Source organism: Devosia sp. Micro-HW1 (assembly GCF_056341075.1).
Genome location: NZ_CP094375.1, coordinates 1,911,169 through 1,922,933 on the forward strand (window position 1 = coordinate 1,911,169; position 11,765 = coordinate 1,922,933).

An 11,765-nucleotide genomic window follows, 5' to 3' on the forward strand; every position below is an offset into this window, starting at 1 on the left:
GCGGGTCGGGCGGAGGACCGTGTCATGGGGCTGTTTGGCGTGCTCAGGCTGCCGGGGGAAATCTTGTTTGGCACTGGACAGCGTCATGCGCTGGGCGCGGTTGCCGCCAAGTCGGGCCGGCGGGCTCTGGTCTGCACCGATGAACGCTTTGCATCCACGTCCAACTTCGCCGAGATGATGGCGGACCTGCGCGCCTCGGGGATCGAGACGCTGATTCATGACGCGGTTCAGCCCGACGTTCCCAGCGAGACCGTTGCCGCCTGTGTCGAGGCCGCACGTGGCTTTGCCCCCGACATGGTGATCGGCATAGGTGGCGGCTCCTGTCTGGACATGGCCAAGTGTGCCGCCCTGCTGCTGACCCATGGCGGGCTGCTGACCGACTATTACGGCGAGTTCAAGGTTCCCGGCCCGGTACTGCCCATCATTGCCGTGCCGACAACCGCGGGCACCGGTTCCGAGGTGACGCCCGTCGCAGTGATTTCGGACGCCGCGCGGACACTCAAGGTGGGCATTTCGAGCCCACATCTGATCGCCACGGCTGCCATCTGCGACCCCGACCTCACGCTGACCTGCCCGGTTGGGTTGACGGCAATCGCCGGAGCCGATGCGCTTACGCACGCCATTGAAGCGTTCACGGCGGTGCGCCGGCCCGCAAGCGCCGCATTGGCCCAGCAGCACGTGTTCATCGGCAAGAATGCGCTCACCGACCACTATGCCCTCTTGGCCATCCGGCTGCTCGGCCGCAGCCTCGAAGCTTCCGTCAAGGACGGTGGCAATGCCGAGGCCCGTGCCGATGTCATGCTGGCCGCGATGGCGGCCGGTTGCGCCTTTGGCACAGCCGGCACGGCAGCGGCACATGCCATACAATATCCCGTTGGCGCCCTCACTCATACCGCCCACGGCTTGGGCGTCGCCTGCGTGCTGCCCTACGTCATGACCTACAACCGCACCGCGAGCCTGCCCGAAATGGCCGAAATCGGCACCGCCCTCGGCATTGACGGGGGCACGGTAGAAGAGCGGTCTCAAGGCGCCGTCGACGCCGTTGCGCGCCTGTTTGGTGCCATCGGCATCGCCCCGACGCTGTCCAGGCTGGGCCTGCCCGAGGACAAGCTCGATTGGGCTGCCGAACAGGCCCTCGGTATTGATCGCCTCATCAAGAACAACGCCCGGCCGATCGATTTGCAGAGCATGAAGACCCTGCTCCGCGCCGCTTTTGATGGCGACATGGCGGGTGCAGCGGCATGACGGAAACAACGCACATGAATACCACACCAGACCTCAAGGCGGCTTCCCGCGGGCTCTACATAGGCGGGCAATGGCGGAATGCCAGTGGCGGAGCGACAATCGACGTCATCGATCCCTCTACCGAAACCGTCCTTGCTTCGGTGCCGGATGCGACACTGGCTGACGCCGAGGCTGCGGTCGCCGCCGCGGCGAAGGCTGCACCCGGCTGGCGCAATACACCGCCCCGCAAGCGATCGGAAATCCTGCGTCGGTGCTTCGACCTGATGACCGAACGCTCTGAAATGCTCGCCACTCTCATATCGCTGGAAAACGGCAAGGCGCTACGAGACGCCCGCGGGGAAGTGGCCTATGCCGCCGAGTTCTTCCGCTGGAACGCCGAAGAGGCGGTGCGCATCACTGGCGAGTTCGGCACCGCGCCTGCAGGCACCAATCGTATCGTCGTCGACTACCAGCCCATCGGCATCTGCCTGATGATCACGCCCTGGAATTTTCCGGCCGCCATGGCCACACGCAAGATCGCGCCGGCGCTCGCCGCCGGCTGCACTGTCATCCTCAAGCCGGCATCCGAAACGCCGCTGACGGCCTATGCGCTGGCGCAGCTTTACGAGGAGGCAGGCGTCCCCCCTGGTGTCGTCAACGTGCTGACCACCACCACGCCCGGTCCGCTGACCGCGGCCATCCTTGCCGATCCGCGCGTGCGCAAGCTGTCCTTTACCGGGTCGACCGGCGTGGGCCGCGCGCTGCTGGCGGAGGCTTCCAAGCACGTCATTTCCTGCGCCATGGAACTGGGCGGCAACGCACCCTTCATTGTTTTCGACGATGCGGATCTCGATGCCGCGCTCGATGGCGCGATGGTCGCCAAGATGCGCAATGCCGGAGAAGCCTGCACGGCGGCCAACCGGCTCTATGTGCAATCGGGCATCTACGACGCCTTCGTTGCTGGTCTGTCACAGCGCATGCAGGCCCTGCATGTCGGCCCTGGCGCGGCGACCGAAACCGAATGCGGGCCGATGATCACGCGCAAGGCCGTGGAAAAAATCGAGCGCTTGGTCGAGAACGCCATTGCCAAGGGCGCTGAGGTCGTGACCGGGGGCGTGCGGCCCAATCGGCCCGGCTTCTTCTACCCGCCTACGGTTCTGGCCAATGCCACCGACGATGCAGAAATGGCCGTCGAGGAGATCTTCGGGCCCGTGGCGCCAATCTATCGCTTCGCCGACGAGGCGGAGGTGGTCGCGCGGGCGAACAACACCGAATACGGGCTCGCCGCTTACATTTACACGCGTGACCTCTCGAAGGGCCTGCGCGTGGCGGGCGCCGTGGAAGCAGGCATGATCGGACTTAATCGCGGCCTGGTCTCTGACCCAGCCGCTCCATTTGGCGGGGTGAAGCAAAGTGGACTTGGGCGCGAAGGTGGACAGCATCACGGCATCGCTGAGTTCATGGAGGCGAAATACATCGCCACCAGTTTCTAGGAAGAGGGCCATGGAGACCGACGCATTTCGAATACGTGGGCATGTCGCCAACTTCGACGACATCGTCGCCGACATTGTCGCCCGCAGTGCCGCTACGCGCGCCAGGGTCCCGATGCAGGCCGATATCGCCTATGGCAACGGGCCCTCGGAAAAGCTCGACCTGTTTTTTCCGGCGGGCAATGCGACGGGGCGTCCAGTCCACATGTTCATCCATGGCGGTTACTGGCGCGCTTTTTCCAAGAACGACTATTCGCTGGTTGCCGATACCGTCACCGCCGCTGGCGCCATCGCTGTCATCGTTGACTACGTCCTGATGCCGTCCGTGCGCATGGCAACCCTGGTGGACCAGGTCGGCCGCGCCAAGCAATGGGTACTGGACAACATTGACCGGCATGGCGGCGACCCGGATCGATTGACCATCAGTGGTCATTCAGCGGGCGCACATCTGGCGACCACCCTGTTCATGCAGGATCGGGGTCCCAGTCGGGTTCGTTCTGCGCTGCTGCTGGGGGGGCTTTATGATCTCAAACCGCTGCAGAAGTCATTCCTCAAGGACGAGATTGCCCTGACCAATGAAGAGGTTGTGTCCTTCACGCCCATGAACAAGCAGTTCGACGCTGCGACGAATGTCACCGTGCTGGTCGGCGCCAAGGAGACCGCACCCTTCCACGAACAGGCCAACAGCTTTTCGCGAAAGCTGTCCGCCCAGGGGCTGGCGGTGTCCCAGCGGATCGTGGTCAACCGTAACCACATGGACAGCGTTCGTGACCTGGGCGTGCCCTATTCATTGACTGGCCGCTACCTTGCAGAGCTGCTGGGCGGCACACGCTAGCGCCTGCAACGGCTACTGGCGCTTGCCGAAGTCGGGCACCTGAACGATCTGGCCACCATTGAGCGCGGACTGGTGGGCACAGATGCCGACCGATGTCCAATTCGCCGATTGTTCCGCATTCGGGAACGGATCGCGGTCTTCCAACAGCGCATTGACGAACTCATTGACCATATGCGGATGTGACCCGCCATGCCCTCCACCCTGAACGAAGGAGAGGTGGTCCGCATCGACGAAGGCCCGCGTGAACTTGCGGATTTCCTCGGGCAGCAGATGAGCAAAATCGGGTACCTCGACCCGCTCGGCGATTTCGGGTTCCGGCCGCTTGGCTGTGTGGAGCACCGGTTGTTCTCCGGTCATCAGTTCCCATTCGAACGACTTCCTGGAGCCATAGACATCTATGCTCTCGCGATACTGCCGCGCCGTGTCCCACAGGAAGCGCCAGACATGGGCGGCAACATCGGAATCGCGGATCTTGATATGGCAGCTTTCGACGGCAAAACGGGATCCGGAGCGGCGGGCGATCTCGTCATTGACGGTGCCCGAGCCGAAACAGCTGACATACTCCGCCATGCCGCCGACCAGCGCCAGCAGCGGGCTGACGACATGGGTGGCATAGTGCATCGGGACCATGTCCTTCCAGTAGTCCGGCCACCCCTCCATGTCCTGCGGATGTGATGCCTGCAGGTATTGGATGCGGCCCAGTTCGCCCTTGTCGTAAAGGTCCTTGATGAACAGGTATTCGCGGCTATAGACCACGGTTTCAGCCATCATGTATTTAAGGCCGGTCTCCCGAACCAGGCCGACGATTTCCTTCGCTTCCTCCACGCTGGTGGCCATCGGCACGGTGCACATGACATGCTTGCCGGCCTTGAGGGCCGCGATGGACTGGGGCGCATGGTCCGGTATGGGGCTGTTGATGTGGACGAAGTCCACATTGGGATCGGCCAATACTTCGCGATAATCGGTATAGCGGGTCGCAATGCCAAACCGGTCCCCGATCTCGTCAAGGCTGGCCCTTGATCTTTGGCATATCGCGGCAATCTCGGCCCTGGGATGGGCCTGGTAGATTGGGATGAACTCCGCCCCGAACCCAAGCCCGATCAGCCCTACGCGCACCTTGTCCATGATCCCCTCCCTTTGCTGGCGGCCAGTATTGCCGCCGCGCCGGGCGTGACCATGAGCATTCGCGCAAAATTCTTGAGATATTTCCCGGTCGCAACCGGCCGGCCGTCAGTCGGGGCTCCTGGGCACAGAGCGGGCCCGGACCTGATCGCGATATTCTCGGGGCGTGAGGCCGGTTTCTTTCTTGAAGAAGACGCTGAGATATTCCGGATGCTCGATGCCCAGCGCAGCGCTGATCTCGGACAGGGGCATGTCGGTCTCGAGCAGGAGTTCGCGCGCCCTGTTCGTCCGGACGCGCAGGATTTCCTGATGCGGCGAACGGTTGAGCGCCTTGCGGAAGCGGGCCTCGAGAACCCGGCGCGAAAGCGGTACCCAACTGAGCACGTCATCGACCCCGATATTCTTGTGCGCGTTCTCGCGAATGAAGGCCACCGCTTCGGCAACATGCCTGTCGGTGACGGCCAGCACATCCGTCGACACCCGCTTGCGCACCCCCACCGGGGCGATGGAATGCTTGTGCGCGGGCACCATTTCCCCATTCAGCATGCGGTCAAGGACACTGGCCGCATGGACCCCGGTTCGAAACGCATTGGGCACGATGCTGGACATGGGGGGCGTGGTGAGCTCGCACAGCAGTTCGTCATTGTCGACGCCCACGACGGCAACTTCGTCGGGGACCCTGATCTCGTAATACCGGCAGATTTCCAGCAATTGCTGGCCGCAGCCATCATAGCAGGCAAAGATGCCGACCGGTTTTGGCAGGCTGTCGAGCCAGGCCCGAATGGCCTCCCGTTGCGTCCACCAGCGTACCGCCGGCTCTGTCCGGACCGGCAGGTTGAAGATGGACGACCTCGAGGGATCGGAATGGCCCAGGATGCGCTCGAAAGCCTCCTGCCGCCAGATCGACCAGTTGTAGAAAGGGTCTCCGAAGAAGGCGAAGTTCTGCAGTCCGCAGTCCCGCAGATGCTCAAGCGCCTGGCGCGTGATCGCCTCGTCGTCGGTCTCGACCCAGGGAATGCCGCGGACTAGCCGCGCTGCACTGACATCAACGGTGGGCACCCCCATGGCGCTGATGATCCGAGCCATGCTTTCCGTTTCAATTCGCGCGATGATGCCGTCGAACTGCCAGCCGCCGGCAAAGGACTCGTCGATTTCGTGTCGGCCATGCTCGGTCAGGTACAGTGACCATCGGCGCGACCGGGCATAGTCGTGAATGCCGCGAAGGATGTCGCGAGCATAGCCGTTGGATGTCTCGACAATCACCGCCACGCTGATCTCGTCGACCAAGCTTCCCTCGCCCCCCGACCGGCATGAGGCCGACGCCCCAGCACGGCGCACTATACGCCGGATGGGTCAAATGCCTACCCGTTTCACGCCGGGCTTAGCCAAGCAGCTGGCGCAGGAAACGGGCCCCATCGCGCGCCAGATCGTCCTGGGAAGCAGCCAGCGGTCTCCAGATCGCCGCCGCCTTGGCAATTTCCACGTTCCCGGGCGCGAAGGACTCGATGACGACAGGACCGGCATAGGCCACATCCCGCAATGCATCGCGGATACCGTGCCAATCGACATGCCCGGTTCCCGGTGTGCCACGGTCGTTTTCGCAGGCGTGGAAGTGACCCAGCAGATTGCCCGCCTGGCGGATGGCGTCAGGGATGCTTTTTTCCTCGATATTGGCGTGGAACGTGTCGATATGCACCTTATAGGCGGGATGGCCGACCTCGCTGATCAATGCCAGGGCCTGATCGACAGTATTGATCATGTCCGTCTCGAACCGGTTGAGCGGTTCGATACCGATGGTCACTCCGGCATCGGAAGCCATCTGGCCCAGATCCCGCAGGGTCTTCACGCACCAGTCCCGTTCGCGGGCCTTCTGCTCCGCAGAGACGACGCGGGTCTTGCCGACCGCCGAGTAAACCGGCCCGGCAAATAGAGAACTCCCTGCCGCCTCCGTCAGTCGAAGACACTCCGCAATATACGCTGCCCCATTGCGACGGATATCGGGGTCATCGCTGGAGATGTCGCGTGTGTTGCCAAAGGCGCCGCAGATAGTGATGGACAGCCCTTCGCCCTCGGCAATCTTGCGCAACTCCGGGACATCTATCAGTGACGCGTCTTCCACTGCGACCTCGACAATGTCGAAGCCCATGGATTTGATCTTGGGGATCAGACCGAAGTCGCGAGTCGCAAACGGCGAGGCCCAAATAAAGGTGTTCGCACCGATCTTCACTGTCGTTCCTCCCGCTTAGACAGGTGGCCGCTCAGAATGGCGTCCCTGCTTCTCCTGTCTGTCGCTCGTGGCACGCGCAGTAAATGAGTATTCGCGCAAAAAAGATGAGATTTGTGACCGGGTGCTGGGCGCCCATGCCGGCCCACATCATCAACAACTGTTGGACGGTTGTGCACACGTCGGTTGAAAACGCCAAGAACGTGACGCGAGCCATGCGCGAGAACGCGCAGCAGGGCTTCTGGAACGGCTCCACCCCCCCCGGTTGGGTACAAAGCAGTGGCTGCAGAACAGCGTGGCGCTAAGATCAAGAAGGTGTTGGCCGTCGACGAGGTGGAAGCCGAACTCGTCCGGCTGATCTTTGATCTCTACCTCCGAGGCAATCCTGCAGGCGGCACCCCACCACTTGGCGTCACCGCCATCGCCGCTTGGCTCAACCAGCGCGGCTACCAGACCCGTAGGGGCGGACAGTTTGGCGTCGGCCCGCTCCACAAGCTGCTGACCAATCCGATCTATATCGGCCGAGGCCGCTATTCGATCCGCAATTCCGCTAACGGGGGCAAGCACGCCAAGGGCGAGATCGTCGAGTTCAAGGTCCGGCTATTATTGATGAGAGCCAGTTCCAGGCGGTGCAGCAAAGGCTGGTGGATAACAACCCGCGGGTGACGCCGCCGCGCGCCGTCACTGGTCCGGTCCTTCTCACCGGCCTCGCCACTTGCGAGCATTGCGGAGGGGGCATGACCATGTCCACCGGCACGTCCAAGAGCGGTAAGGTCTACACCTACTACGCCTGTGCGAACCGGGCGCAAAAGGGCACCAGCGCCTGCCGGGGCATCCGCATCGCGATGCCGCATCTGGATAGTCTCATTCTTGATGCGGTGGAGGAGCGCGTCCTGCCGCCCGAGCGTATCCATATTCTGCTGGATAAGCTAATCGCACGCCGTGCTGCGTTCGCTGGCAATGTCGATGATCGGTTAGCCACCCTGCGATCGGAGCGCACAAAGATCGAGTCGGCGATCGGCAACCTCTATCGCCTTGCCGAAACGGGTGACCTGGGCATCGATGAGAGCCTCTCGGCACGCATTCAGGAGCTGCGGGCCCAGAAAACCAAGATCGACGCCACAATCGCACGGGCGGAGGCGCAAGCTGCTCCTGTTGCTCACCTCCATCCCGAAAAAATCGAGGCATTCTCGAGGACTCTCAAGGAGAAGTTGCGGAATGCCGACCCTGTCCTGCGCCGCAACTACCTTAGGACCGTGGGTTATCGTGGGAGAAAAACGCGTCATTGTCGTGGGCAGCACCCACAGCCTCCATCGCTCAATCGCGGAGGGCACTTTTTCAGCAAACAGTGTTCGCAGTTTTATACAGGAATGGCGCGCCCGAAGAGATTCGAACTCCTGACCCCCAGATTCGTAGTCTGGTGCTCTATCCAGCTGAGCTACGGGCGCGCAGGCCGACTATGCGGCAGGCTTCATTGGATCGGTGCGTCTGGCGCTTCCGATCGAAGCGGGGCAACCCATACATGGGCGTCCTGACCATTGCAAGCGGGTCCTGACGAATTTTGTGTATGGATCATGTCAAAGCCCGATAACGCGGCAGCAGGATGTCAAATCGCGTCCCCTGCTTCTGTTCGCCCAGAACCAGCTCACCTCCGTGCGCCTCAACGATTTCCCGCGCAATGGCCAGTCCCAGCCCGGTCCCTCCTGGTCGCGCCGAGCCTTCAAAAGCCACGAACAATTTGTCGCGGGCCCGGGCTGGCAGGCCTGGCCCGTTATCGCTGACCGAGAGCACAACCTGGTTTTCGTCGCTCGTGGCGCTGACTTCTATGGCCGGTCCGCCGGTATCGGCATGTGCCGCTTCCAGCGCTTCGCGGGCATTTTTGAGCAGATTGCCCAGCACGCGCCCCATCTGCCCCGCATCGATGTCCACGATCAGGTCCTCGTCCACCGCATTGGTGAATTCGAGAGCGGGATTGCCGGCGACGCGCGCCTCAAACGCCGCCTCCTCCACCACCGATCGCAGCGCAACCGGCGCGAATCGCGGCACGGCAGCGGTCTCCCGCCCATAATCGAGCACCGATTGCGCAAAGCCGATGGCCCGGTCGAGCGTGTTGACAAGGCGCGGCGCCAGACGCTGGACCTTTGGATCATCAAGCGTCGCCACCTGGTCGGAGAGCAATTGCGCCGAGGCAAGCGTGTTGCGCAGGTCGTGGTTGATCTTGGCCACGGCCAGCCCGAGATCGGCCAGGTGCCGGCGCTGGCGCAGCATGGAAAACAGATCGCTTTCCATGGCCGACAGCTCGCGCTCGAGAATGCCGATCTCGTCGCGGCGGCTCGACGGCGCCAGGATCAGCGCCGCATTTTCCGGCGATTTTCGGAAAGCCAGCATATTGCCGGTCAGGCGAAGCACCGGATCAATGAATAGGCGGCTCACCAGGACATAAAGCACAAAGGCCGTCACGGCCGCGATGCCGAGCGACACGAGGGCGATGGACCGGGAGTAATCCAGCATGTCGCGCCGCAACGGGGTTTCTGACATCAACAGCTCGACCAGGCTCTCGTCCATGTCGCCGGCCCCCACGACCCGCAAGGTCCGTCCCGGCCCGGCAAACAGGGTGTCGAGCGCGCCCCAGATCTGGGTGGGCAGGTCGCTGAGGCGCAGGTCGGCGGTCACCACGTCGTCGGGTATGACCGGATCGGTCAATTCGATCAGCTGACTCTGGCCTTCGCGCCGATAGACGATGGCATAGGCGTCGGCCGAATTGAGCAAGCGGTCGGTGAGGTTGCGCGGCAGCGCCATGACGTCGGGCACGGCGTCGAGCACACGCGCGGCGACGATACCGACGCGCAGGCGGTCCTCCAGCCAACTGGTGCGGAAACTGGCGAGCGAGGGCAGATAGACCACGACCTCGACAAACAGGATGACCCCGATAATCGTGGCGATCAGTTTGCTCGAAAGGCCCGAAAACCGACCGGTCATGACGATGGGCTGATCTTTCATTGCCCCAATCCTATGCCGTTCGCCGCGCGCCGTCAGGCAGAATCTGCTTTGCCAGGGCGCCCTCTAGAAACCAACCAGCCGCCTTATGGCCCCGCGTCGCCGTTCCCAGGAAGATACGGCGCGCCCGGCCAGGCGGTTTTCCCCCAGCGCAACAATGCTGGCCATCATGCTCGGATGGGGCAGCGGCACGTCGGCCAGCGCGTCCAGAGGCAGGCCGCGATCCATGACCAGAGCGAGCATGCCTGCCATGTCTGCGGCACCTGGCCCCACCAGACTGGCTCCCAGAATACGCCCTTTTGCGTCCGTAAGCACCTTGGTCAGGCCACGAGTGTCGCCACGCGCCCGTGCCATGTCATTCTCGCCCAATCCGCACCGGGTCAGCACGTGGCCCGGGGCCAGCTTGGTCGTATCCGGGGGCAATCGACCGATCTGGGCCAGTGCCGGCTCGGTCAGGATGAGTTTGGGCTGCGCCGAGGGGCGATGGCGTGGCGCGCCGATCAACAGGGTTTCGACGACCGAACGGCCGTGCGAGAGCGCGTGCTGCCACTGCTCCATGCCGGCGGCCATTCCCACGACCCGCACCCGGCGGTTGCTCGTCTGTCCCGTCGTCCCGGTAGCGTAGCGGCCGACCTGCCCGCGCAACGGCCGGATGGCTGCGGCTTCCAATCCTAACCCACCAAGGCTCGCCGCGCGACCGTCAGCCACCAGCACATGTGAAAGATCCAGCGCCAGTTCGCCGCCATCGGCCAAGTCCACGGCGGCACCGATGCCCTGCGAGCGCGGCTGGATATGGCGCACCCTGGCACCGTCGAGCACCCGTATGCCATCGTCGGCCAGGGCCTGCAGCAAGATGCTGGCCGTTTCGATGTCATAGTCCGACAACGCGTCGCCCTGCGGCACCACGGTGACTTCGGAACCCAGCCGGGCATAGGCCTGGGCCAGAGCAAGCCCTTCCGCATCGGCGCCGATCACCAGCAGGTGCGTCAGTTTGCGGGTATTGTCGAGCAATCCGTCCACAGTAAAATGGTCGGTCATGTCGAGGCCGGGAACCGTTGGGACCACAGCATTGCTGCCGACCGCCAGAATGTAGGCGCCAGCCTTGATGCTTGTATCACCCACCACCAGGGTAGAGGAATCACTGAAATGCGTGGGCCCGGACACAATATCGATTCCGAGGCCGGCCAGGCGCTCCCAGCTGTCGAGCGGCGCACGCTCGGCCGCAACCTGCCGGGCCCGCTCCTGCACGGCCTTGAGACTGATCTTTGGATCGCCGGCGCCCAGGCCCAGTGCCGGCCCAGAGCGCATCGCCTGTGCGAGGGAAGCGCTGGCAACCAGCGCGGCAACTCGCACGGCCCGCTGCGGCCCATCGCCCGGCTCGGCGGCACCGCGATCGACAAGGGTAACGCCAGCGCCGAGCCGTCGAGCATGCTGCGCCAGTGCTATTCCCAGCGCGCCTGCACCCACGATGCAGAGCTCGGGTCGTGATATCTCAGCCATATCCGCCATGGGGCCTGAACCAATGCTGCTCTTATGCGGGGGAAAGCCGTGCTTGACAACTGTCCCCGCCCGCGTGTTCTGGGTGCCAAGGCGCGTTGACTTGGGAGACTCTTTTCCCTATAGACGCCACCAACCGGAAGACGGTGCATCTGTCCGCCGTCGTCACCAATTCTGCTTTCAAGCAGCACCAAACTAGAGGAACCGTGCGGTAGCGCGGTCTGATGTCATGAAGCGTACATACCAGCCCTCCAAGCTCGTGCGTGCCCGTCGTCACGGTTTCCGTGCCCGTATGGCCACCAAGGACGGCCGTATCATCCTGAACCGCCGCCGCGCGCTCGGCCGCAAGAAGCTCTCGGCCTAAGGGAAACCTGGC

Annotated in this window: 10 protein-coding genes, 1 tRNA gene and 1 pseudogene; 6 read left to right on the forward strand and 6 right to left on the reverse strand. The window is 63.2% G+C overall.

Annotated elements, in window-relative coordinates; genetic code table 11:
- Positions 1 to 24: 24 nt before the first annotated feature.
- The 3 genes from MQW79_RS09080 to MQW79_RS09090 are packed head-to-tail and all read left to right on the forward strand — an operon-like array spanning position 25 to position 3,549.
- Positions 25 to 1,245 carry an iron-containing alcohol dehydrogenase gene (locus MQW79_RS09080; RefSeq protein WP_476588113.1) on the forward strand — a complete coding sequence of 407 codons (1,221 nt, stop codon included), beginning with the start codon at positions 25 to 27 and terminating at the stop codon, positions 1,243 to 1,245.
- A gap of 14 nt (positions 1,246 to 1,259) precedes the next feature.
- Entirely contained in the window at positions 1,260 to 2,717 is a 1,458-nt protein-coding gene (locus tag MQW79_RS09085; protein ID WP_476588114.1) for an NAD-dependent succinate-semialdehyde dehydrogenase, read from the forward strand.
- 10 nt (positions 2,718 to 2,727) lie between these two features.
- Positions 2,728 to 3,549, forward strand: a complete 822-nt coding sequence (locus MQW79_RS09090) for an alpha/beta hydrolase (protein WP_476588115.1) — start codon at positions 2,728 to 2,730, stop codon at positions 3,547 to 3,549.
- Positions 3,550 to 3,561: 12 nt separating this feature from the next.
- Here the strand turns inward: MQW79_RS09090 and MQW79_RS09095 are convergent, their stop codons facing one another.
- From MQW79_RS09095 to MQW79_RS09105, 3 genes are all read right to left on the reverse strand, one after another.
- Positions 3,562 to 4,674, reverse strand: coding sequence for a Gfo/Idh/MocA family protein (locus MQW79_RS09095; protein WP_476588116.1), 1,113 nt, complete (start codon positions 4,672 to 4,674; stop codon positions 3,562 to 3,564).
- 105 nt (positions 4,675 to 4,779) lie between these two features.
- Positions 4,780 to 5,958 (reverse strand): AraC family transcriptional regulator, encoded by a 1,179-nt coding sequence (locus tag MQW79_RS09100; protein ID WP_476588117.1) that lies wholly within the window; start codon positions 5,956 to 5,958, stop codon positions 4,780 to 4,782.
- Positions 5,959 to 6,052: 94 nt separating this feature from the next.
- Positions 6,053 to 6,898, reverse strand: coding sequence for a sugar phosphate isomerase/epimerase family protein (locus MQW79_RS09105; RefSeq protein ID WP_476588118.1), 846 nt, complete (start codon positions 6,896 to 6,898; stop codon positions 6,053 to 6,055).
- A gap of 276 nt (positions 6,899 to 7,174) precedes the next feature.
- On the opposite strand from MQW79_RS09105, the gene MQW79_RS09110 reads away from it, so the two are divergent.
- Positions 7,175 to 7,561 (forward strand): recombinase family protein, encoded by a 387-nt coding sequence (locus tag MQW79_RS09110; RefSeq protein WP_476588119.1) that lies wholly within the window; start codon positions 7,175 to 7,177, stop codon positions 7,559 to 7,561.
- Positions 7,558 to 7,764 (forward strand): annotated as a pseudogene (locus tag MQW79_RS09115) (recombinase zinc ribbon domain-containing protein); the annotation flags it as partial. The gene MQW79_RS09110 and the pseudogene MQW79_RS09115, both read left to right, overlap by 4 nt.
- Positions 7,765 to 8,266: 502 nt before the next feature.
- Here MQW79_RS09115 and MQW79_RS09120 read toward each other — a convergent pair.
- The 3 genes from MQW79_RS09120 to MQW79_RS09130 form a co-directional block, all read right to left on the reverse strand.
- Positions 8,267 to 8,343, reverse strand: a tRNA-Arg gene (locus MQW79_RS09120).
- 124 nt (positions 8,344 to 8,467) lie between these two features.
- Entirely contained in the window at positions 8,468 to 9,895 is a 1,428-nt protein-coding gene (locus MQW79_RS09125; protein ID WP_476588120.1) for a sensor histidine kinase, read from the reverse strand.
- A 63-nt stretch (positions 9,896 to 9,958) separates the two neighbouring features.
- Complete coding sequence (locus MQW79_RS09130; RefSeq protein ID WP_476588121.1) at positions 9,959 to 11,401, reverse strand: FAD-dependent oxidoreductase; 1,443 nt, start codon at positions 11,399 to 11,401, stop codon at positions 9,959 to 9,961.
- Positions 11,402 to 11,618: 217 nt separating this feature from the next.
- Here MQW79_RS09130 and rpmH point away from each other — a divergent pair, with 217 nt between their 5' ends.
- Positions 11,619 to 11,753, forward strand: a complete 135-nt coding sequence (rpmH, locus tag MQW79_RS09135; protein WP_086470424.1) for a 50S ribosomal protein L34 — start codon at positions 11,619 to 11,621, stop codon at positions 11,751 to 11,753.
- Positions 11,754 to 11,765: the final 12 nt, after the last annotated feature.